The organism is Moraxella sp. CTOTU47616, assembly GCF_032017465.1.
In the GTDB taxonomy this organism is placed as follows: domain Bacteria; phylum Pseudomonadota; class Gammaproteobacteria; order Pseudomonadales; family Moraxellaceae; genus Faucicola; species Faucicola tetraodonis.
Window position 1 is genome coordinate 1 of the sequence record NZ_DALZPU010000007.1, and the last position, 23,075, is coordinate 23,075.

Genomic DNA, 23,075 nt, shown 5'->3' on the forward strand with positions numbered 1-23,075 from the left:
TAAGTTCATGCCTTCTTTGTTTCAACCCCGCTTAAAAGTGTTGAGAGTGGGGTAATTATTAGTTTTTTTTATCACACTCTGAAACACACCATGTATCTATCGTTACGCAATTACTGCAAATCTCAGCAGATTGTTTTTTAATGACTTCGCTATAATGCGTTTAAACTTGCTATTTCTCTTGGTCCTTTTTGCTGTATTTGGAGATAACGATAAGATGAAAATTTCAAAAAAACTTATGATGCCAAGTTTGGCGGCATCGGTCATTGCGGTAGGTGCCACAGGTTGCTCAACCACCACTGATACGGGGGCGATTGGCGTCGACCGTAATCAGTTGTTGGTAGTATCCGATCAGCAGGTGCAACAACTTTCAAATCAAGCTTTTCAACAAGAAATTGCCGCTGCCCGTGCGAAAGGTCTACTTGATACCAATCCGGCACAGTTGGCGCGTTTACAGAAAATTTCTCAGCGTCTGATTGCGCAGACAGGTGCCTATCGCAGCGATGCAAGACAATGGTCTTGGGAAGTGCATGTCATTAAAAGTAATGAGCTCAATGCACACGTATTACCCGGTGGTAAAATTGTCTTCTACTCAGGGATTATCGATCGCTTGAGTCTAACCGATGCTGAGATTGCTGCCATCATGGGTCATGAGATGGCGCATGCATTACGTGAGCATACCCGTGAGCGTCTATCGCGTGAGGTGGCGACCCAAACAGGGATTGGTATTGCCGCGAGTGTATTAGGGCTATCTCAAGGACAGGCACAGTTAGCAGGTTTAGCGGGGGATTTGGGTATTTCCCGTCCCAATAGCCGCACCCAAGAAACGGAAGCTGATTTGATGGGGCTAGAGCTGATGGCACGGGCAGGTTACGACCCTAATGCAGCAGTCAGCCTATGGCGTAAAATGCAGAGTGCGGGCGGTCGCGGCGAGCCACCTCAGTTTTTAAGTACCCACCCGGTGAGCTCAACACGTATTGCCACCATTCAATCATTATTGCCACGTGTGATGCCATTGTACCAACAAAGCCGTTAGCGTTAATGTTAACTTCGTATTTTATAAGCCAATATTGAGTTGATATTGGCTTTTTTAGTGCGCAAATTTAGTAAGACAAATATTGGGTTGATTAAAAATTTGCTGATACCTAATAATCCACCGCCCATCAATTTACTCAACAATCTACCTACCCATCAATTTATCTAGCAAGCCTAACAAGTTGTCAAAAAAAACCGATTGATTGAAGTTTTTTAACTATCTCAACAGCACAGTGGCATCGTCAGTGGCATAATAAGCGTTTGGTCACCGCTATAGGGTAAATTCATGAATCAGCTTGATATTAATTTGCTAGTCTTGTTCGTCATTTTGGGCTGCGGTATTTTTGTGCACAATCCCACGATTTGGGTCAGTGCGACTGCGCTAATTATCATCAAATTTTTACCCAACAACCAACCTATCTTTTCTTATATTCAACAATATGGACTCAACTTGGGTATTTTGCTGCTCACCATTGCGGTCATTGCGCCTATCGCCTCCGAGCAAGTCAGTAGCAAAGCCTTGATGACCTCTTTTGCCAGTTGGCGCTCATTATTGGCCATCGCCGTGGGATTGCTGGTGACTTGGCTGGGCGCAAGAGGGGTGAATTTAATGAAAGTTGACCCCAACGTGGTCACGGGGCTGATGATTGGCACAGTAGCAGGGGTGGTATTGTTTCGCGGGGTGGCGGTCGGTCCGTTAATTGCCGCAGGGATTTTATCCTTGCTATATTGGTCGAAGTGAATCATAGAAGCTAGTGAGCCATCAAACATAGAGAAAAATTGAGCGGTATTGACACAAGATTATTTTTGCCCCTCAAACCAATTTGATAGATTAGGCTACCTTAAAACTATGCTAAAATGGCTAAAATGCGGTAAGTGGTGACCAGTTAGGTTTGTCATTGACTACCCATTTTTGATGAATAAAATCAGTGAACCGAGGACGACATGAGTCAACTTGCTACCCCGATTGCCGATGCCGTGACAGCGCGTTTGCAAACGTTACAGCCCAGTGTCTATCAGCTAGAAAACGAGTCGATGCGCCATGCTGGCTATTTTGAAGGCAAAGAAACCCATTTTAAACTGACCATTGTCAGTGAGGCATTTGCAGGCAAACGCTTGGTACAGCGTCATCAGTTGGTGTATGGACTTATCCATACGTTACTGTCACAAGGCGGTGGGCAAATTCACGCGTTTTCAATTCATGCTTATACCCAAGCAGAATGGCAAGCGGTTGGGCAATCTCCCGAAAGTCCCAATTGCGCAGGACAAAACGCAGGGTAACATACAGATAAAAAAGAGTGTCAACATAAGCTAAACCCACAGACCTCTTGAGTTAATTTACGCTATATTATGATAAAAAAGGTTGATGTATGAAACACGCACATATGCTGATGGCATTGATTTTAATTGCCTTATTCTTGTGGCAAGCCGTGTTGGTATTTACCGCACCAAAAGGACAAGGCTTGCCAAAATCTGCCAAAATCGGCGCCCACGTGATGTATGCCTTGGTGATTTTAACAGGCGCGGTGACGGCGATGCCATTATTTGGCGCAGGTATAGTGCCGCATTGGTTGATTGCCAAAATAGTGTTACTCATCGTTGCCATTTCAGCGACTGTCAAAGCCACACGCCAGACCACTACGCCCAATCAAGCCAAAATAGGTATGTTGATTGCTTTTATTGCCTATATGGGTATTTTGACGCTAGCGTTTGTTAAACCGCTCAACCTATTTTAAGGCTAAAGCAGTGAACATAAGGGAGTAGGATGATGAAAAAATTAGCTAGCTCAATACTTTTAGCGACGGCCGCCACGGCAGGTTTGACAGGGTGTATGACCACGCCTACTCCTGAATATGTATCCGCCAACAATTACCAAAGCTATGACTGTGTTGCGCTTGCCAATGAATACACGCGCGTCAATCAATACATTGATGCCAATGCCAACCAGCGCACAGGTTTGCAAGCTTCAGGTATCGGGATTGGTGTATCGGGCAATCGCCATGGTATTTATCCTACCGTGAGTGTCGGCTTAGGCTCAATCAATGGCGGCAACCGTCATAATCTGTCGATTGCCATGGGACAACGTGATGCGATGCTACAAGCCGCTCGTTTAAAACAATGCCCCTTTGCTACCGGCATCAAACTCTATAGCGAAAAATAATTTATCCCATTTTACCCTGTTGACACCCAAACCCATCTTTCATAGTGAGATGGGTTTTTTTATGGTCAGCCAAATCAGTGGCTGGCTTAGGGGTAGTAAGGGTCATTGAATACCTATTGAATATGTATCGAATATTTTTTTAGCCTAAAGATAATTTTTATTTCGATAAAGATTGTCTCGTTTTAGATTGACAAGTTCATAATTTATTGATTAATATGTCAGATATTGATGATTAAACACGGTAAAAATTTTAAAAAAAATGAATTGAAATGAGTTTTATAACAATACTTTAAGTCAAGGAATACTTGGGTATTAATCAGTGGGTAAAATTTTTTACTTAGGTAAGCACGAGGTTTTCACTAGCTTTCGTCAATACCTTTAGTAAACCCCCCAAAAAAACGATAGAAAAACACGATAAAAAACACGATAGTAAGGATGCTACCATGACCAAAGACGTGCTAACCCTGCCACGCATCGTAATGGGTGCGAAATCTGCCAACGCCCCACTCACCCAAAGCTATGATAAAGGACCGGTCACACCACTGATAGAATTGACCATTGGTGATTTTTTTGATCAGATGGTGGAACAACACCCCGATAAAGACGCCTTAATTTCCGCACACCAAAACATTCGTCTCACCTACCGCGAACTACAGCGTAAAGTCAATCAGCTAGCCAGCAGCATGATTCGTATGGGTCTGCAAAAAGGTGATCGCGTGGGTATTTGGTCACACAACAACGTTGAATGGGTCATCATGCAATTGGCGACTGCCAAAGCCGGTATCATACTGGTCAACATCAACCCAGCGTATCGTATCTTTGAGCTTGAATACGCCATCAACAAAGTCGACTGCCAAGTGCTGGTCTTGATGCGCCATTTCAGATCTAGCGACTACGCGGTGATGCTTCAAGAGCTTGCCCCCGAGGCGCGTCACCAAAGCTACCAAAATTTAGAGCTCGTGCAATTACCCAATCTCAAACGGGTCATCTGGATTGACAGCCCAGAGTCTACTGAGGATTTTAGCTATATGCAAAAATTCTCGGCATGGATTGCCGAAGGCGATGCCGATGATCCGGCAGTGGCGGAACGTGCCAAAAAGCTCAACCCCAATAACCCCATCAATATCCAATTTACCAGTGGCACCACAGGCACGCCTAAAGGCGCGACGCTTACCCACCGCAACATTTTAAACAACGGTTATTTCATCGGTGAAGCCATGAGCTTCACTGCCGATGACCGTCTGTGTATCCCTGTCCCGCTCTACCACTGTTTTGGCATGGTACTGGGCAACCTTGCCATCTTGACCCACGGTGGCACGATTGTGTATCCCAACGATGGCTTTGACCCCATCACCGTACTTGAAACCGTGCAAAACGAAAAATGTACAGGTCTGCATGGGGTACCGACCATGTTTATCGCCGAGCTTGACCACCCAGACTTTGCCAATTATGACTTATCGACTTTACGTACCGGCATCATGGCAGGCTCAAGCTGTCCGATTGAGGTCATGCGCCACGTGATTGACCAAATGCACATGAAAGAAGTCACCATTGCCTATGGCATGACCGAAACATCGCCCGTATCTTGTCAAACCAACCAGCACACACCACTTGAAAAACAAGTCTCAACCGTAGGTCTGGTACAGCCAAACCTAGAAGTCAAAATCGTCAACCCAGAGACAGGCGAAACGCTTGGCATCGGTGAGACAGGTGAGCTGTGTACCAAAGGTTACTCAATCATGCTCGGCTATTGGAATGACACCAATAAAACGGCGGAAGCCATTGTCGATGGCTGGATGTATACCGGTGACTTGGCAACCATGGACGAAGAAGGCTATGTCAAAATCGTCGGACGTAGTAAAGACATGGTGATTCGTGGTGGTGAAAACATTTACCCTGTTGAAATCGAAAACTACCTATATCGCCACCCAAAAATCCGTGACGTCCAAATCGTGGGCGTACCCGACAAAAAATTTGGTGAAGTCCTCGCCGCTTGGATTATCCCCAAAAAAGACAGCAACTTAACCGAACAAGACATCCGTGATTTCTGTAAAGATCACATTGCACACTATAAAGTACCGACTTACATGAAGTTTGTCGACGAGTTCCCAATGACCGTCACGGGTAAAATTCAAAAATTCAAAATCGTGGAAGCGATGACACAAGAATTGGGACTCTAAATTTTCAACTTCAGCAAAAACTTAACATAAATACAGAGGGCATCTAATAGCAATTTAGCTGCACCCTTTGACAGAATTAGGATTTACAATGACGGTTATCCAAAGTAAATTAAGCCCAAATGGCGCGGAATTTCAAGCCAATGCCGCTGCCATGCAAACTATCGTTGATGACCTCAAAGCCAAACTTGCGGTCATTGCTCAGGGCGGCTCTAAGTCCGCCCGCGCCAAACATGTGGCTCGAGGTAAGCTATTGCCGCGTGAACGCGTCGAGCGCTTGCTGGATGCCGGTACGCCATTTTTGGAAGTCTCACCGATGGCAGCGTATGGCATGTATGATGCCGATATCCCTGCCGCAGGCGTGATTGCTGGCATTGGTCGCGTCGCTGGTATTGACTGTATGATTGTGTGTAACGATGCCACCGTCAAAGGCGGCACTTACTACCCGATGACGGTCAAAAAACATTTACGGGCGCAAGAAATCGCGCGAGAAAACCGCTTGCCATGTATCTATTTGGTCGACTCTGGCGGCGCGAACTTACCCAACCAAGATGAAGTATTCCCAGATAAAGATCACTTTGGTCGCATCTTCTTTAACCAAGCCAATATGAGCGCCGAAGGCATTCCCCAAATCGCCGTGGTCATGGGTAGCTGTACTGCAGGTGGTGCCTATGTACCCGCCATGAGTGACGAGTCGATTATCGTCAAAGATCAAGGGACGATTTTTTTGGGTGGACCGCCGCTGGTCAAAGCTGCCACAGGTGAAGAAGTGACCGCCGAAGACTTAGGCGGTGGCGATGTGCATACCCGTCTGTCAGGCGTGGTTGACCACCTTGCCCAAAACGATTTGCACGCGTTATCACTGGCGCGCAACATCATCGGCAATTTAAACCAACAAAAAACACCCATCCACCACGCTACCGCGCAAAAAACCCCGCGTCCACCCAAATACGACGCCAAAGAATTGTACGGCATCATCCCAACTGACACCCGTAAGCCCTTTGATATCCGTGAAATCATTGCACGTATCGTCGATGGCAGTGAGTTTGATGAGTTTAAAGCACGCTTTGGCACAACGTTGGTGTGTGGTTTTGCACATATTGAAGGTATGCCAGTGGGTATTATCGCTAACAACGGTATTTTATTTAGCGAATCAGCGCAAAAAGCCACCCATTTTATCGAGCTATGCTGCAAACGTAAAATTCCGCTTGTGTTTCTGCAAAATATCACAGGCTTTATGGTGGGGCGCAAATACGAAAATGAAGGGATTGCCCGTCATGGTGCCAAAATGGTGATGGCAGTTGCCAATGCCAAAGTGCCGAAGTTTACCGTGATTGTCGGCGGCTCATTCGGCGCGGGTAACTATGGTATGTGTGGTCGTGCCTACAGTCCACGTTTCTTATGGATGTGGCCAAATGCGCGTATCTCGGTGATGGGTGGCGAGCAAGCGGCGTCAGTATTAGCAACGGTCAAACGCAGCCAATACCATGCCAAAGGTGAGCACTGGTCAAGCGAGGACGAAGAAGCGTTCAAAGCGCCAGTGCGTCAGCAATTTGATGAGCAAGGTCATCCCTATTATGCCTCGGCTAGACTGTGGGATGATGGCGTGATTGACCCAGCCGATACCCGTCAAGTATTGGCACTCGGCTTAAGTGCCGCTTATAACGCACCGATTGAAGACACCACCTTTGGTGTATTTAGAATGTAATTTTCAGCGTGTAAAATCGGAAGTCTTGGTTGGTTGTTCTATCACCATTGAGCAACCATCAAAAACGCTTCAACTTTACCTAACAAACAAAGGAAAAACACGATGAAATTACCGACTTATGACAGCTTATTGTTAGACATTGACCAGCACGTAGCGACCATTACACTCAATCGCCCCGACAAACGCAATGCCTTTAATGACGATGTCATCCAAGAACTGACCGATGTGTTTCAATTTTGCGCTGCGCAAGACGAAGTGCGTGTGGTGGTATTGACTGCCAATGGCAAAGCCTTTTGTGCCGGGGCAGACCTAAACTGGATGCGCGCGATGGCGGATTATAGCCACGATGAAAACTTAGCAGACGCAGGCAAGCTTGCGCAAATGCTAGCCACCATCTACCACTGTCCAAAACCGACTGTCGCTGCCATTCAAGGCGATGTGTATGCCGGCGGTATGGGTCTGGTTGCGGCTTGTGATATCGCTATTAGCGTTAAAAACGCCAATTTTTGCTTAAGTGAAGTCAAACTTGGCTTGATTCCTGCGACCATTAGCCCGTATGTGATTCGTGCGATGGGCGCAAGAGCCGCGCATCGGTACTTCTTAACCGCTGAAGTATTTGATGCCAAAGAAGCCAAAAGAATCGGTTTTATCCATGAGCGGGTGGATGAAGAAGAGTTTACACAAACCCTTGATAATTTGGTCAAACACTTGGTCAATGCTAGCCCAAATGCTGTCAAGGTGTGTAAAAAACTGGTGCAGGATGTGGCATTTGCGGAGATTAATGAGCAGTTAATCAAAGATACCGTTGCAGGCATTGCCGATATCCGCGCATCCGCCGAGGGTAAAGAAGGCGTACAGTCATTTTTGCAAAAACGTAAACCAAGCTGGCTTGAATGACGCAGATAAAATAACTGAGGTAAAAAGCTGGATTTTATAAGCCAAATTTTATAAGTATGCCAAGTTAGATTCGCGGTGATGCGGTCTTGAAAAAATAAAAAGGGACGATTATGTTTTCAAAAATCTTAATAGCCAATCGGGGTGAGATTGCTTGCCGCGTGGCAGCCACCGCCAAAAAATTGGGCGTGCGTACCGTTGCGGTATATTCCGACGCTGACCGCTTTGCCAAGCACGTAGCCGTGTGTGATGAAGCCATTTATATAGGCGGTTCTGCGCCCAAAGACAGCTACCTGCGTTGGGAGCGTATCTTGGAGGCTGCCAAACAGACAGGCGCACAAGCGATTCACCCAGGCTACGGGTTTTTGAGTGAAAACGACGAATTTGCCCAAGCGTGCGTGGATGCGGGTTTGGTGTTCATTGGCCCCCCAGCGTCTGCCATCACCGCGATGGGGCTTAAAGCCGAATCCAAACGCTTGATGGAAGCTGCCAATGTACCACTCATTCCAGGGTATCATGGCACCAACCAAGACCCCGAATTTTTGCATAGCGAGGCCGACAAAATTGGCTATCCTGTGCTAATCAAAGCCAGCTCTGGTGGCGGCGGCAAAGGGATGCGGTTAGTTGAAAAAACCGAAGACTTTATTGACGCCTTAGGCTCATGTCAACGTGAAGCCATTAGCAGCTTTGGCAATGACAGCGTATTGATTGAAAAATACGCCCTACGTCCCCGCCATATCGAAATTCAAGTCTTTGGCGACAGCCACGGCAACTACGTGTATTTATTTGAGCGTGATTGCTCGGTACAGCGCCGCCACCAAAAAGTGCTCGAAGAAGCCCCTGCCCCCAATGTCAGCGTGGCAATGCGGGAGGCGATGGGCGCGGCGGCGATCGCGGCGGCAAAAGCGGTCAATTATGTGGGGGCAGGTACGGTTGAATTTATCGTAGAGCAACGTGAGTGTTCACCCGAAGATAAATTTGGTGGCATGAATTTCTACTTTATGGAAATGAATACCCGCCTGCAAGTAGAACATCCCGTCACCGAAGCGATTACCGGTACTGACCTTGTCGAATGGCAACTGAGTGTTGCCAGCGGTGAGCCGTTACCAAAACAACAAGCAGACTTGACCATTAATGGCCATGCGATTGAAGCGCGTATCAATGCTGAAAACCCAGACAACAACTTCTTGCCCGCCACAGGTACGCTAAACGTTTATCGCACGCCAACTCACAGCGAGTTTAGGATGTCGGATGTGCGCGTGGATGATGGGGTACGCGAAGGCGATGTCATCAGTCCGTACTATGACTCAATGATTGCCAAACTCATCGTCCATGCGCCAACCCGTGAGCAAGCGCTTGCTAAACTAGACCAAGCCTTGGCAGAAACCCGTATTGTCGGTCTGCCCAACAACGTGGCGTTTTTGCGTCACGTGGTGCAATCAGATTCGTTCAAATATGCCAATCTTGATACCGCATTGATTGAGCGTGAAAAAGACGTACTGTTTGGACAGCAGCGTGGTGAACTACCTTGGTTAGTAGCCACCGCGATTGTCAAAGAGCTTGCACAAGAAGCGCAAACCCAAAACCACGACCCCTTTAGCAAAACCGACGCATGGCGCGCGTATAGCCACTATGAGCGTCCGTTTGATTTGGTGTATCACGATAAGCCACTACGTGCGGTTATCAGCCAAATTAACGAGCAAGCCAAGGAACAGGCATTTCATCTAACGATTAACACCATTGCCAAAGCGGAAAAACAAGACGCGGACGTTGTCACGCCCATCTATCAAGGCGATGTTCGTTATTTGCCCACTGCCGATGATACCTTCACGCTATGGCTAAGTGACGGAGAAACAGCCGGCAAGCGCCAACAGATGCAGGCATGGCGACACAATGAGCAAGTATATGTGTTCTCAAATCATGCCAGCGATGTCATCACCTTGGTGGATAGCATGGCGCATGTGGGCATCGAGCCCCAAGATGGCGGCAGCCTAAAATCGCCCATGCCAGGTCAAGTGGTGGCGTTTCGGGTCAATGTGGGCGATGAAGTGAAAAAAGGTCAAGCCTTGGCGGTGATTGAAGCCATGAAAATTGAGCATACCATCAATGCCCCTGCTAATGGCACGGTGGCAGAGTTGCTGTTCAAAGCAGGGGATTTGGTATCCGATGGCGATGAGCTATTAAAACTTGATACGGACAGCCAATCATGAACTATCCAAATTTTGTCAAAATCATCGACGTGGGCGCAAGAGACGGACTACAAAACGAAAAACAAACCGTACCCAGCGATGTCAAAATTGAGTTGATTAACGGCTTGATTGATGCAGGGGTGCGCAAGCTTGAAGCCACCAGTTTCGTGTCGCCAAAGTGGGTACCACAAATGGCGGACAATGATGCGGTATTAGATGACATTAGCAAACGTGATGACGTGGTATATTCGGTGCTCACACCTAATATGAAAGGCTTTGATGCCGCCCTTGCCCACCGTGACCAATTTGCCGATTATGAAGTGGTGATTTTTGGCTCAGCGAGTGAAGCTTTTAGCCAAAAAAATATCAACTGTACCATCGCTGAGAGTATCGAGCGTTTTTCCCCCGTGGCTTACGCCGCCAAAGCACATGGCATCAAAGTGCGCGGTGTCATCTCTTGCACCGTGGGCTGTCCGTATGAAGGCGAGATTCACCCCGATAAAGTCGCCTATGTGACAGAAAAACTCGTTGCCATTGGCGCTGAACATATTGGTATTGCCGATACCATCGGCGTGGGCACGCCTATCAAGGTGCAAAAAGCGTTGGATGCTGCCTTGCGTTATATTGATATTGACAATATCTCTGGGCATTTTCATGACACCTATGGTCAAGCACTTAGCAATACCTTAGCGGCATTACAAATGGGGGTATGGCAGTTTGATACCTCGGTGGCAGGGCTTGGCGGCTGTCCATATGCCAAAGGCGCAACCGGCAATGTTGCCACCGAAGATGTGGTATATCTGCTACATGGCATGGGCATTGAAACGGGCATTGACCTCGACAAACTGGTCGATGTCGGACAAAAAATCAGCGCGTTTTTGGGCAGACAAAACGGCTCAAAGGTGGCAACAGCGATTTTAAATAAACGTAAATCTTTAACAGTCAGTTAATAAACAAGGAATGACTATGAACTTAGGACTCGATTACCAACTTGGCGATGACATCAACGCCCTACGCGAAACCGTCAAAGCCTTTGCCGATGCCGAAATCGCCCCACGCGCTGCCGAGCTTGACCGCACCGACCAATTCCCGATGGACCTGTGGCAAAAAATGGGCGAGCTTGGGCTGCATGGCATCACTGTACCCGAAACCTACGGCGGCGTGGACATGGGCTATGTGGCGCACATGGTGGCGATGGAAGAAATCAGCCGCGCATCAGGCTCAGTGGCGCTAAGCTATGGCGCACACTCCAATTTATGTATCAACCAAATCAAACGCAACGGTACAGACGCCCAAAAACAAAAATACTTGCCAAAACTCATCAGCGGTGAATTCATCGGCGCCTTAGCCATGAGTGAGCCCGGTGCCGGCTCAGATGTCACCAGCATGAAACTACGTGCCGAAAACAAAGGTGGCGTATATGTATTAAACGGCTCAAAAATGTGGATTACCAATGGACCGGATGCCGATGTGATGGTGGTGTATGCCAAAACCAACCCAGAGCTTGGGGCAAAAGGCATCACCGCGTTTTTGGTAGAAAAAGGCATGAAAGGCTTTTATACCGCGCAAAAACTCGACAAACTCGGTATGCGCGGTAGCCACACAGGCGAGATGGTATTTGACAATGTCGAAGTGCCAAGCGACAACATTCTGGGTGGTCTTAACAACGGCGTTAAAGTATTGATGAGTGGCTTGGACTACGAGCGTGCGGTACTGGCTGCAGGTCCCATTGGGCTGATGCAAGCGGTGATGGACAATGTCATTCCCTACATCCACGATCGCAAACAATTTGGTCAAGCCATTGGTGAATTCCAGTTGATTCAAGGTAAAGTGGCGGACATGTACACCACCTTACAGGCAGGGCGCAGCTTTCTCTACACCGTGGGCAAAAACTTGGATATGTTAGGCTCAGACCATGTGCGCCAAGTACGTAAAGACTGCGCCAGCGTGATTTTGTGGACAGCGGAAAAAGCCACTTGGATGGCAGGGGAAGGTATCCAAATCTTTGGCGGCAATGGCTATACCAACGAGTATCCACTGGGTCGTATTTGGCGTGATGCCAAGCTATATGAGATTGGCGCAGGTACCAGCGAAGTACGGCGTATGCTGATTGGTCGTGAGCTGTTCAACGAAACCGCTTAATTGATTAGCTTTATCAGCACAAGCCCTAGCTAAAACTAGGGCTTTTTTATTAGATTGTCAAAATAGGTTGTCAAAATCCGCCTTATTAGCAACGTGCTATGTTAAGGTTGATTGGAAAATGGCTTGGTATTGCGCCGGTTTGAGACGGGGTCCGAACTGCTGAATAATTTGACTTGCGACGCTACTGGCTAATTTGCCACAATCTGCCAACGCATGGCCTTGCGATAGCGCGTATAAAAAACTGCCCGCAAAATTATCCCCTGCGCCATTGGTATCTAGCACTTGGTCAACGGCTAGCGATGCCACGTCAATCAATTTTGTTTCACGTGAAACATCGTCTCGCACGGCAACGATTGACCCTGCTGCGCCATTGGTCACCACTGCCATATTGGCAACTGACAATAACGCTGCTGCCGCTTGAGAATGACTGGTTTGGTTGGTAAATAGCTGCGCTTCATCACAGTTACAAAACACCGCATCCACGCCACCCTCTAGCATCGCATCAAGTCCTTCACGACCAAATTTGACCACGGCAGGGTCGGCAAAACTGACCGCGATTTTAGCGCCTTTGGCTTTGGCTTGTTGTTTTAGCTGGGCAATCGCCTGTTGTACCGAGGGTGACATAGCGAGATAACCTTCAAGATACAACCAATCAGCATCATTGAGCGCATCAAACTCAATATCGGTTTCACTGATTTCTGCTGAAGTGCCCAAATGCGTTTGCATGGTGCGCTCGCCATCTGGGGTCACCATCACCATACAACTGCCTGTAGTACCATCAGCAAATGACTTGGTAGATGTCTTGATACCTGCGGCATTTAAATCAGCCAAATAAAAACGCCCTGCCTCATCTTCACCGACTCGGCAAGCGTAAAAAGTATCGCTACCAAGGCTTGCAGCGGCATAGATACTGTTGGCAGCCGAGCCACCGCCGGCTTGTTTGGTTGCGGTGATGTTTTGCGTGGTGAGCGAGGCGATGAGGTCAGCTTGCTCACTGTGACTGGCTAGGGTCATATTGCCTTTGGTCAGGCCTGTGGCGTGAAGCTGTGCATCGGTGACGACAAATTCACTGTCGACTAACGCATTGCCGATGGCGACGATTTTTGCCATTGTGGTTCCTTTTTAACGATTTTGGAAAAAATAGATGAGTTAAATTCAATGTGGTGTCATTGTAAATTAAAACCGTCAAAGTTAATATCTGAAAATTGGCTGACACGGGCAAATGATTGGCGCTGTGTTATCTGTGGTATCTGTGTTTTTTTTGCCTTTATAAAGCAGGTTTTGACCCCATTTAACTCAAAATAAATCCGACAAAACTGCTATACTTTCTGTTTGTTTTTATCGTTGGTTTTGCTGATAAATTTTGACAAATATTATGATGACACACAGGTAACTTCATGCCCGCAACTTCTCACGACTCTGCTTTAGATTTGACTCTACACCCTGCTTTTACCCTACGCTCTCATGAGCGCATCGATGCGCTATCGCTTGATGTGCTGGTGAGCGAACATAACGCCACTGGGTTGATTCATTATCATCTCGCCCACCCGAGTGATGAAAATGCCTTTATGATTGGCTTTCGCACCCAGCCGATGACCGACCGCGGTGAGGCGCATATTTTGGAGCATACCAGTCTATGTGGCTCTGAAAAATATCCCGTGCGCGACCCGTTTTTTAGCATGATTAAGCGCTCGCTCAATACGTTTATGAATGCGTTTACCGCGGCAGATTGGACGGCGTATCCGTTTGCCACCCAAAACCGTCAAGATTATTTTAACTTGTTGTCGGTGTATTTAGATGCGACATTTTTCCCAAGTTTAAATCCGCTCGATTTTGCCCAAGAAGGGATTCGTGTGGAGCTTGATGATGACGGCAAACCACAGTATAAAGGCATTGTATTTAATGAAATGAAAGGCGCGATGAGTGGCGAGATTGACCAGTTGTATCACACGCTGGCGCGTCATTTATTCCCCACAACCACTTATCACTACAATTCTGGCGGTGAGCCTGCTGCCATTACCGAGCTGACCCACGCTGATTTGGTCAAGTTTCATCAAAGTCACTATCACCCAAGCAATGCGGTGGTGATGAGCTTCGGCAATATCCCTGTGGCAGAGACCCAAGCCCGTATCCATGAGGATGGATTGGCGGTAGCAGGCAAAGCGTTTGCTAGAGGGCAAAAACACGCCTCACGACTCGAAAAATCATTGACCGCGCCAATCAGCGTGACCGACACTTACAGTGTCGATACGGTGAAACCCAAACAAACGCACCACGTCATGGCATGGTTATTACCATCGATTTTAGACGGTAAGCAGCGTCTGGCTATGCGACTACTTGAAGGCGTATTGGTTGAACATGCAGGTTCGCCGCTGCGGGCGTATCTCGATAGCCATCCGCTGGCATCTGCCCCGACGCCGCTACTGGGCTTGGATGACAGCCATTATCAGATGGTGTTTTATGCGGGTGTCCGTGGCTCTGAGCCTGAGCATGGCGATGCCATTGAGCAAGGGATTTTGGACTTACTCAAACAAGTGGCGGACCAGCCTGTGGACAGTGAAGCGATTGAAACCATTTTGCACCAAATCGAAATCGACCAACGTCATATCGGTGGCGATAGTATGCCATATGGTCTAAATTTGATGCTAGAAGGCTTTAGTACTGCTATCCACGACGGCGACCCCATGCATGTGTGGGATATCGATGAAAACCTAAACTGGCTACGTGAGCAAGTACAAAATCCTGATTTTATCGCCGATTTGATTCGCAAATTTTTGCTCGACAATCCGCACCGCGTGCGCTTGACACTCATCCCTGATGCGAGCAAATCTGAGCAACAAGCCAAGGATGAGCAAGCCAAACTTGACACCATTGAAGCGGCACTGACCGATGACACCCGTAATGCGCTCATCAGCCAAGCCAAAGCCCTTGCCGAACGCCAAGCTACGCCTGATGATGTGGATTTGCTACCCAAAGTGGGATTGGCGGATATTCCTGCCCAAATTCAATTTAAAACAGGTAAAAAGCGCGATATCATTTTAAGCGGTGTGCCAAGTACGTTGTATGAATATGAAGCAGGCACCAACGGTCTGTACTATTATCAAGTGATTATGCCCCTAGAGGGACATGAAGCGCTCATCAATCACCCAGATTTACCAACGTATCTGAGTTTGATCAGCGAAGTGGGCACGCGCAAACACGATGCTTTGGCATTTCAAGCGCGGCAAGCACGTCATTCAAGCGGTGTGACTGTCAGAATCAGCCAGCGCACGTCACCTGATAATCCCGAAAAAATGGATAGCTTTTTGGTGGTCGCTACCCGCTCATTGTCACGTAAATTTGAAGCGATTGAGTTGCTTAAAGAAGTACTCAACGACACTATTTTTACTGAATATGCGCGGATGGAAGAGCTACTGACCCAAAAACAAATGGGCTGGCAATCGCGTCTTGCCAATGCAGGTCATGCGTATGCCATGCAAACAGCGAGCCGTAACACCAGTAAAATCGCCCGTCTTGAATATGTACGCGGTGGTTTGCCTGCATTAAATAGCTTAACTGAATTTTTGCAGCAAGCGGAGCAAGATAGCAGTGCGTGGCAAAAGCTGGGAGAGCGCTTAGACAATTTACATCGCTACATCAAAGCCTTGCCAAAACAAGCACTCATCATCGCCGAAGCAGAGATATTACCCACGCTGCAACAAGCGATTAGCGAGAGCTGGCAAGCGCCTGTTGACGAGCCTACCGCTACCTTAATCGAATCGCCCATTACCACTGACAGTAGCGATATCGCGTGGCTTGCGCAAACCAATGTATTTCATCATGCGCTTGTCTTTGATGCCGTGCCGACCAACCATCCAGATGCCCCTGCCTTGATGGTGCTCTCAAGCGTACTACGCAACAACTATCTGCATCGTACCATTCGCGAGCAAGGCGGGGCGTATGGCGGCGGCGCGAGCTATGATAGCAATGCCTGCTCTTTCAAGTTTTATAGCTACCGTGACCCGCGTGACCAAGCCACGTTTGATGACTTCTTGGGTAGTATTGATTGGTTACTCGCGCAAACTACAGGCGAAAAAACCGATGCTTGGATTGAAGAAGCGATTTTAGGATTGATGGCAGGCATGGATAAGCCCGCAAGTCCGGCGGGTGAAGCGGTGAAGGCGCTGTTTGCTGAGTTGCATAGTCGCGGCAAAGAGTGGCAACAAGCGATGCGTGCCAAAATCTTGGCGGTCAGCCTTGATGATTTACAGCGGGTAACAAGAACTTATCTTAAAGACAAGCCATTTACTCGTGCCAGCCTTGCGCCGTTTGATAAAGCTGAACTCATGCAAAAAATGGGTTTTCAGATTGAAAAAGTGCTATAACAAACGTAACAATAAAATTAATCATCTTAATAAAAAAGGCGCTGTTATTAGCGCCTTTTTTCATCTTTTATACTCGAAGTTTTACACAACCAGCAACTCAATTTTACCCAGTCCGTCAATTTGCGCGAGGATGGTATCGCCTTTGACCACCGCACCGACGCCCGCTGGCGTCCCTGTAAAAATCAAATCCCCTGCTTTGAGCTCAAAAAACTCAGATAAATTGGCAATGGTCTCTGCCACATTCCAGATTAACTGATTGATATTGCCTTGTTGTTTGGGCTCGCCATTCACCGCCAGTGAAATATTTGCTTGTTGTATCTCAGCAACGCTAGCAACGGGATAAATTTCGCCAATGGGTGCCGAATAGTCAAACGCCTTGCCAATCTCCCACGGGCGACCCGATTTTTTCATTTCGTTTTGCAAGTCGCGGCGCGTCATGTCGAGCCCCACGGCATAGCCAAAAATCAAGTTATGTGCCTGTGATACACTCACATTGGCACCCGCTTTGCCAATCGCAACCACCAATTCTACTTCATAATGTAGCGCTTGCGTTTTAGTCGGATAAGGCAATTGGGCAATGCTATCGGGTCGAACCGCAATAATCGACTCGCTGTCACCGGCTTTACAAAAGAAAAATGGCGGCTCACGGTCTGGGTCACTGCCCATTTCGCGGGCGTGGTCGGCATAGTTGCGCCCCACGCAATACACGCGGCGGACAGGAAAGGTTTGCTCAGATTGATGGATGGGCAGTGCCACCACTTGGCTGGGTGGAAAAATGGTATTCATGATGATTCTACTTGGGTGGTTGGGGTATCAGATGGCGGCTGAGTGATGGCAATATCAGTGACATGCTGGTCAGCGGCTAAATTGCTAGCAGGTTGCCACGCTTGCAAAAATTTATCATGGCGCAGGCTATTGTCTTGATTGGTGAACGATTGCAGATAGTCTCGGGTGGTGGATTCCCATTGCTCGCTTTGCTGCGCTGAAAATTGTCCCGTCAGTCGTTGGTAGCGCAAAAAAATCAGCCAAGTATTGAGCACATCACTTTCACAATAGGTGGTGAGCTTATCCCATGCCTCTGCTTGCACCATAGGCACCACATCATAGCCGTCCAACGCTTGCTTGCCTGCAAAGCCGCATAGGGATGCCACGACATCGAGTTTTTGCGACGTGCTATTCATGGCAAGCTTCACCATCAAATCGGTATGACGGTCATGATACCGGTTGATATAGTTGTTGTATCTCATCTCACCGGTTTGGCTAAACAGCTTGGGCGCGGTTAGACCATGCTGTAACGCTCGATACACCATGACGGGTATATCAAAGCCCTTGCCATTCCAGCTCACCAACAACGGATTTTTTTCAATGGCATTAAAAAAGGTTTGAATCATTTGCGCTTCGCTATGGTCAGCCAGCGACAGCGATTTGAGGGTCATTTTGCCGCCCGCGACCCACAACACCGAAAGACAAGCGATTTGGTGCAAGGGCAGGGGCATAAAAGGATGCCCAACATCTTGCTCACGCAGTGCCATAAGCTTGGTCATGGCATCGTTATCCGATAACCTAGCCAACTCAGGGTATAGCCGCTTGCCTGTGGCAACATCGGGTATGGTTTCGATATCAAATACTAAAATCGGCGCTGGCGTAGCCATAATACTTCCTTGTTAGTTTCTTCTTTAGGTTATTGGGTATTAAGCGTCATCTTTAACACCAAACAACCCTGTTGATAGATAACGATCGCCACGGTCACAGACGATAAATGCAATCACCGCATCCGGGTGTTCTTTAGCGATTTGGTACGCTGCCCACGCCGCACCACCGGATGATACCCCCGCAAAAATCCCTTCTTCGCGGGCAAGCTTACGCATAAACACTTCCGCATCGTGCTGATCGATGTCCATCACCCTATCCACCAAACTTGGCTCAAAAATCTTTGGCAAATAAGCGGCTGGCCATCTACGAATTCCTGCGATATTAGCACCTTCAGCGGGCTGTAAACCGATAATTTGCACGTTTGGGTTTTGTTCTTTTAGGTATTTGGACACGCCCATGATGGTGCCTGTGGTCCCCATTGAGCTAATAAAGTGGGTAATCGTGCCATTGGTTTGCTGCCAAATCTCAGGACCTGTGGTCAGATAATGCGCTTGTTTGTTGTCAGGGTTGTTAAACTGATCGAGTACGATGCCTTTGCCTTCTGCCTGCATTTGCTGAGCAAGGTCGCGTGCCGATTCCATGTTATCGACTTCAATCAGTGTCGCCCCATACGCTGCCATCGCGTCTTTACGCTCTTGGGTAGAGTTGCTAGGCATAATCAGCGTCATGGCATAGCCGCGCATTGCCGCGACCATGGCAAGGGCGATGCCTGTATTGCCACTGGTGGCCTCAATGATGGTGTCGCCTGGCTTGATAGTGCCACGCAGTTCCGCTTGATAAAACATGTTATAGGCAGGGCGGTCTTTCACTGAGCCCGCTGGATTGTTGCCTTCAAGTTTGGCAAGCAGTGTGGCTGTACCTTGGTCGGTTTGCGGTGCAAATCGCGCCAGCTTGACCAGTGGTGTATGTCCAATGCAGTCATTGAGCGTGCTGGTTTCAGTGATGAAATTATTATGGGTCATAAGACAACCTTAGTTTTTGGCCATGAACTTTTGATAATACGAGTTTTGCGCAGACGCATTTAGTCTAGCTTATAGATTAGCTAGCGTTGATTAGTTTTTTTAACAGTAAATTTTTTGGATTGCGCGCGTAGTTTAGCAAAATTCGTATCACCCGTCAGTTGCGAATCATGATTATTGTGCCAGTCATTTTTCAACCGCTACCCCATCTGATTTTATCTCGATTTTTTGCTGGGGTATAGACTTGTCAAAAATTTACTTGCGACAAAAACCCCAGCGACACAAGCAAAATTGGCTAAAATCCTATAAAATGAAACGCTATACCCCAAAACCCTGATAAAAAATCTGATGCCTAAATTAGGCTGATGCAAGGCTAGCAATGTGAGCAAACGATTTCACTTGGATTTTTCCACCGCTTATGGACAGTTGATACTGTTGGTGTTTTTGCCGATTAGCGCACTCGCGTTGACGGGTGGTTTTTTGGTGTTATCGGATACCAGTCGTGCTGCGCGTACCATTCAGCAATCAACCGCCGATAATTTGCTGGTGACTCTGCAGCCAGTCGCCGCTTCCATGCAGACGAATCTGATTAAAATCAACCAAGCACTATCTACAACTAGCACTCAGACTAATGACTTAAACAAAGACAGTGCAAATAAAGCTGAGCTGTCACCCAAAGAACTGGCGGCGCTACAAGCCAGTGTGAAATTTGCCCTACAAAATGCCATCAACGACAAACACTTGCAAGGCGTGGCGATTGTCAACGAACAAAGCAACGTGTTGGTCAGTTTTGGTGATTTGTCACAACAGCCCAATCCGCGCTTGTTGCCTTTTTTGGGACGCCACCTTGAGGCGCAAAGCAATACACAGCAAACTTATTTGCTCACGCAGCTCAACACCCAATCCAACAGCCTATTTAATAGCAAGGATAGTAGTTTATTTGGTCGAAAATTGGTATTAAGCCCGCCCGTCAATGCGACTGCCCCACTACCGACCTTGTGGCTTATTGTCAATATTGATAATGAGCCGCTACAAGTGGCTCGCTATCAAGTGATGTTGGCGTTAGCGATTACCGGACTCTTTACTATTTTACTGCTGCTATTGACCACCCACATATATGCCAGACGCTGGATTGCGCCGATTTATGAGATGCGGTTACATTTGCAGCGCACCAACGCCAACAACCTGTATAAACCGATGACCATCAACGCCAGTGGTGAAATCAACCAGCTGCAACAGGACTTGGTCAAGACCTTAAGACGTCTGCATAAAAGTTTCCAAGAACTCAAAAATCACGCCGAACAGACCGAAGATGATTTGCGATTGGCTTTTGACGAGATGGAAATGCAAAACATCTCAATTCGCAATGCGCGTGATGCGGCGGTTTCAGCCAGTCAAACCAAATCAGCATTTTTAGCCAATATCAGTCACGAATTACGCACCCCACTTAACAGTATTGACGGCTTTATCAACCTATTATCCCGTCATGGCGGCTTAAATGCCGAGCAAGACTTGTACGTGCAAACGATTCGTAAGTCTTCAGCGCACCTATTAGCACTGGTCAATGACGTGCTTGATTTTTCTAAGATTGAAGCCGGCAAACTGGTACTGGATAGTCATGAATTTGACCTGTATGCCAGTATCTACGATGTGGTGGATATGCTATCGCCACTCGCGGCAGAGAAAGATTTACGGCTGGCGGTGTTCTTCTATGACGATGTGCCGCATTATCTAGTAGGGGATGCGTTACGCACCAAGCAGGTTTTGACCAATCTTGTTAACAACGCCATCAAATTTACCGATGATGGCGAGGTCATTGTGCGGGTCAGTCTGGATGATGACATTGATGATTTAATTCATATCAGTGTGCAAGACACAGGGCGAGGGATTTCGCCTGAGCATCAAAAAGTGCTGTTTCAAAGTTTTTCGCAAGGCGATCCTTCGATTACTCGCCAGTACGGCGGTACGGGGTTGGGGTTGGTGATTTCAAAACAGCTTACCTATCTGATGGGCGGCAATATTGGTTTTTATGACAACGCCACTGAGCAAGCGGGTGATGCGAGCCAATCGCACAAAATCAAAGGCACGACGTTTTGGTTTACCTTGCCGATGACCATCAGTAACCAAGAGCAGCAGCGGCTGCTTATCCATGACCCCATTTGGCAGTTACCTGCCATCGTCCCGCCAAAAACCGATGCCGGTTATGTGGCGGCTGATACCACTGCTGCGGTAAATATTTTGGTTTGGATTGACCATCCTGCAAGCTTACAAGTGTTAAAAGGCTCGCTGCGCGAATTGCCGATTGCCATTACTACCGCAAGTACGCTAGCAAGCCTACTTGAATCGCTCAAAGAAACAGGCAATCATTGGGATTGGGTCATCGTGGACAATGGTACCACTGAGGACACCACGTCGCTGCTCAAACAAGTACGCTTACATTATGCCGGTAAATTGCTACTATTTGGCTATCAGGTCAATCTTGAGCCAGAATTGTTGTCGCGTTACCAAGCACAAGCCTTGTATCAGCCGCTCGATCGTCGCCAGCTTTATCAGCTGCTCGATAGCAATTCTGCCAGCAGCCAAGAGCCCACACTGCCGCAGTGGCATGGCTTTACTGTGCTTGCCGTAGATGACCATCTTCCCAATTTATTGGTACTAGAAGCGTTATTGGCTGAGCTGAGCATTAATGTGGTGACGGTTAATAGTGGGTTTGACGCCATTGAGTACATCACCACCCACCAGTCGCAAAGCGATACCGCCGTGGATTTGATCTTTATGGACATTCAAATGCCAAGAATGTCAGGCAGTGAAGCCGCCATCCAAATCCGTAAGGTTGAAACGCAAGCAGGACATAAACATATTCCGATTATTGCCCTGACCGCGCATAGCCTATCGGATGAACGCGATACATTATTGGCATCTGGGATTGACGACTATGTGGGCAAACCAATCAGTCAAGCCCAGTTATTGCAAATCCTGCAACGCTGGTTGGGCAAACACAGCACGTCCGCGTCCGCTGATGTGACTTTTGACTCAACCGCTGATGTGGCTTCTGACAAATCTGCTATCAACTCACCCATCTCGGCGCGGTCGATAGCGCCTATAGCCTCTGGGGCAAATAACCTGCGTACTGCACCTGCAACCCCCAAAGAGAGTGCCGTATTTGCTCATACGCCATTAGCCGCCTCAGCGACTACCACCGATGACAACGCTAATCTGCCAAGCCTACCATCAGTCAGCAGTCAGCATAGCGCTGAGTCACTAGCAAGTCTTGCGGTCATTGATTGGGATGATGCGGTGATGCGGGTAGCAGGTAAGCCTGATTTGGCAGCCAATTTAATTACCCTGCTGATTGAATCAATTGAGCAGGAAAAAAGTGACTTGCAGCAAGCTTGGCAGCGCCACGACAGACAAGCCTTGTCCCACGCGGCGCATCGCATTTTAGGGGCGAGTCGTTATACGGGCGTACCACAGCTACGTCAAGCTAGCCAAAATCTTGAAGACAAGTGCTTGCTAAATATCAACAATAGCTCACCTGCGCAATTTGCCATTTTGGCACCTTATTATGAGCAAATGCTACAAGCGCTTGATAACTTGGCACAGGCTGATTTGAGTCAATTCCCTGCACTCAAATATGCCCAGCTCAAAGAAAACGACATGACTTGGAAGATGATTTGACACCCATCACCATAATGCCGCCTAGGTTTAGCATACTTGCCATTTCACGTTACCTTTCTTAAACGTATCGTCCGATATCGCCTCTTGTGCCCAACCAACAAAATCAGTAAAGTGAGAT

At 47.8% G+C, this 23,075-nt stretch carries 17 protein-coding genes; 13 read left to right on the forward strand and 4 right to left on the reverse strand.

Translation table 11 applies throughout. The features are described from left to right. Positions 1-214 precede the first annotated feature (214 nt). The 11 genes from RTS10_RS08535 to RTS10_RS08585 all read left to right on the forward strand — a co-directional run bounded on the left by RTS10_RS08535 (position 215) and on the right by RTS10_RS08585 (position 12,303). Positions 215-1,033 carry a M48 family metallopeptidase gene (locus tag RTS10_RS08535; protein WP_312539965.1) on the forward strand — a complete coding sequence of 273 codons (819 nt, stop codon included), beginning with the start codon at positions 215-217 and terminating at the stop codon, positions 1,031-1,033. Positions 1,034-1,318: 285 nt separating this feature from the next. Next, positions 1,319-1,774: a DUF441 domain-containing protein gene (locus RTS10_RS08540; protein WP_007116215.1), complete on the forward strand. Its 456-nt coding sequence runs from the start codon at positions 1,319-1,321 to the stop codon at positions 1,772-1,774. 203 nt (positions 1,775-1,977) lie between these two features. After that, the gene (locus RTS10_RS08545; RefSeq protein ID WP_036589719.1) at positions 1,978-2,313 is read left to right on the forward strand and encodes a BolA family protein; all 336 of its coding nucleotides are present in this window, start codon (positions 1,978-1,980) and stop codon (positions 2,311-2,313) included. Positions 2,314-2,402: 89 nt separating this feature from the next. Then, the gene (locus RTS10_RS08550; RefSeq protein ID WP_062333276.1) at positions 2,403-2,768 is read left to right on the forward strand and encodes a SirB2 family protein; all 366 of its coding nucleotides are present in this window, start codon (positions 2,403-2,405) and stop codon (positions 2,766-2,768) included. 29 nt (positions 2,769-2,797) lie between these two features. After that, positions 2,798-3,193, forward strand: coding sequence for a hypothetical protein (locus RTS10_RS08555; RefSeq protein WP_312539966.1), 396 nt, complete (start codon positions 2,798-2,800; stop codon positions 3,191-3,193). Between the two features lie 443 nt (positions 3,194-3,636). Further along, the gene (locus RTS10_RS08560) at positions 3,637-5,373 is read left to right on the forward strand and encodes an AMP-binding protein (RefSeq protein ID WP_312539969.1); all 1,737 of its coding nucleotides are present in this window, start codon (positions 3,637-3,639) and stop codon (positions 5,371-5,373) included. Positions 5,374-5,461: 88 nt separating this feature from the next. Further along, positions 5,462-7,078 carry a carboxyl transferase domain-containing protein gene (locus RTS10_RS08565; protein WP_062333270.1) on the forward strand — a complete coding sequence of 539 codons (1,617 nt, stop codon included), beginning with the start codon at positions 5,462-5,464 and terminating at the stop codon, positions 7,076-7,078. 102 nt (positions 7,079-7,180) lie between these two features. Next, positions 7,181-7,975 carry an enoyl-CoA hydratase/isomerase family protein gene (locus RTS10_RS08570; protein WP_312539970.1) on the forward strand — a complete coding sequence of 265 codons (795 nt, stop codon included), beginning with the start codon at positions 7,181-7,183 and terminating at the stop codon, positions 7,973-7,975. A 110-nt stretch (positions 7,976-8,085) separates the two neighbouring features. After that, positions 8,086-10,182 (forward strand): acetyl/propionyl/methylcrotonyl-CoA carboxylase subunit alpha, encoded by a 2,097-nt coding sequence (locus RTS10_RS08575; protein ID WP_312539971.1) that lies wholly within the window; start codon positions 8,086-8,088, stop codon positions 10,180-10,182. Next, positions 10,179-11,111 (forward strand): hydroxymethylglutaryl-CoA lyase, encoded by a 933-nt coding sequence (locus RTS10_RS08580; protein WP_312539973.1) that lies wholly within the window; start codon positions 10,179-10,181, stop codon positions 11,109-11,111. The genes RTS10_RS08575 and RTS10_RS08580 overlap by 4 nt, the downstream gene beginning before the upstream one ends. Before the next feature lie 16 nt (positions 11,112-11,127). Continuing rightward, positions 11,128-12,303, forward strand: coding sequence for an isovaleryl-CoA dehydrogenase (locus tag RTS10_RS08585; RefSeq protein ID WP_312539975.1), 1,176 nt, complete (start codon positions 11,128-11,130; stop codon positions 12,301-12,303). 96 nt (positions 12,304-12,399) lie between these two features. Here RTS10_RS08585 and RTS10_RS08590 read toward each other — a convergent pair whose 3' ends face one another. Next, positions 12,400-13,413: an adenosine kinase gene (locus RTS10_RS08590; RefSeq protein ID WP_312539978.1), complete on the reverse strand. Its 1,014-nt coding sequence runs from the start codon at positions 13,411-13,413 to the stop codon at positions 12,400-12,402. Between the two features lie 287 nt (positions 13,414-13,700). Between RTS10_RS08590 and RTS10_RS08595 the strand changes: the two genes are divergently transcribed. Next, positions 13,701-16,667, forward strand: a complete 2,967-nt coding sequence (locus RTS10_RS08595) for an insulinase family protein (protein ID WP_312539980.1) — start codon at positions 13,701-13,703, stop codon at positions 16,665-16,667. Positions 16,668-16,748: 81 nt separating this feature from the next. Here RTS10_RS08595 and RTS10_RS08600 read toward each other — a convergent pair whose 3' ends face one another. From RTS10_RS08600 to cysM, 3 genes are read right to left on the reverse strand one after another with little or no spacing between them, the layout of a single operon-like run. Next, complete coding sequence (locus RTS10_RS08600; RefSeq protein WP_312539981.1) at positions 16,749-17,453, reverse strand: fumarylacetoacetate hydrolase family protein; 705 nt, start codon at positions 17,451-17,453, stop codon at positions 16,749-16,751. Continuing rightward, complete coding sequence (locus RTS10_RS08605) at positions 17,450-18,319, reverse strand: 3'-5' exonuclease (protein WP_312539982.1); 870 nt, start codon at positions 18,317-18,319, stop codon at positions 17,450-17,452. Before RTS10_RS08605 ends, RTS10_RS08600 begins: the two co-directional genes overlap by 4 nt. A gap of 39 nt (positions 18,320-18,358) precedes the next feature. Beyond that, positions 18,359-19,282 carry a cysteine synthase CysM gene (gene cysM, locus RTS10_RS08610; protein WP_095356306.1) on the reverse strand — a complete coding sequence of 308 codons (924 nt, stop codon included), beginning with the start codon at positions 19,280-19,282 and terminating at the stop codon, positions 18,359-18,361. Between the two features lie 378 nt (positions 19,283-19,660). Between cysM and RTS10_RS08615 the strand changes: the two genes are divergently transcribed. Continuing rightward, positions 19,661-22,957, forward strand: a complete 3,297-nt coding sequence (locus RTS10_RS08615) for an ATP-binding protein (RefSeq protein WP_312539985.1) — start codon at positions 19,661-19,663, stop codon at positions 22,955-22,957. Positions 22,958-23,075: the final 118 nt, after the last annotated feature.

Coding starts and splice junctions, on each gene's coding strand:
- RTS10_RS08535 (WP_312539965.1), top strand. CDS start 215: ATGAAAATTTCAAAAAAACTTATGATGCCAAGTTTGGCGGCATCGGTC.
- RTS10_RS08540 (WP_007116215.1), top strand. CDS start 1,319: ATGAATCAGCTTGATATTAATTTGCTAGTCTTGTTCGTCATTTTGGGC.
- RTS10_RS08545 (WP_036589719.1), top strand. CDS start 1,978: ATGAGTCAACTTGCTACCCCGATTGCCGATGCCGTGACAGCGCGTTTG.
- RTS10_RS08550 (WP_062333276.1), top strand. CDS start 2,403: ATGAAACACGCACATATGCTGATGGCATTGATTTTAATTGCCTTATTC.
- RTS10_RS08555 (WP_312539966.1), top strand. CDS start 2,798: ATGATGAAAAAATTAGCTAGCTCAATACTTTTAGCGACGGCCGCCACG.
- RTS10_RS08560 (WP_312539969.1), top strand. CDS start 3,637: ATGACCAAAGACGTGCTAACCCTGCCACGCATCGTAATGGGTGCGAAA.
- RTS10_RS08565 (WP_062333270.1), top strand. CDS start 5,462: ATGACGGTTATCCAAAGTAAATTAAGCCCAAATGGCGCGGAATTTCAA.
- RTS10_RS08570 (WP_312539970.1), top strand. CDS start 7,181: ATGAAATTACCGACTTATGACAGCTTATTGTTAGACATTGACCAGCAC.
- RTS10_RS08575 (WP_312539971.1), top strand. CDS start 8,086: ATGTTTTCAAAAATCTTAATAGCCAATCGGGGTGAGATTGCTTGCCGC.
- RTS10_RS08580 (WP_312539973.1), top strand. CDS start 10,179: ATGAACTATCCAAATTTTGTCAAAATCATCGACGTGGGCGCAAGAGAC.
- RTS10_RS08585 (WP_312539975.1), top strand. CDS start 11,128: ATGAACTTAGGACTCGATTACCAACTTGGCGATGACATCAACGCCCTA.
- RTS10_RS08590 (WP_312539978.1), bottom strand. CDS start 13,413: ATGGCAAAAATCGTCGCCATCGGCAATGCGTTAGTCGACAGTGAATTT.
- RTS10_RS08595 (WP_312539980.1), top strand. CDS start 13,701: ATGCCCGCAACTTCTCACGACTCTGCTTTAGATTTGACTCTACACCCT.
- RTS10_RS08600 (WP_312539981.1), bottom strand. CDS start 17,453: ATGAATACCATTTTTCCACCCAGCCAAGTGGTGGCACTGCCCATCCAT.
- RTS10_RS08605 (WP_312539982.1), bottom strand. CDS start 18,319: ATGGCTACGCCAGCGCCGATTTTAGTATTTGATATCGAAACCATACCC.
- cysM (WP_095356306.1), bottom strand. CDS start 19,282: ATGACCCATAATAATTTCATCACTGAAACCAGCACGCTCAATGACTGC.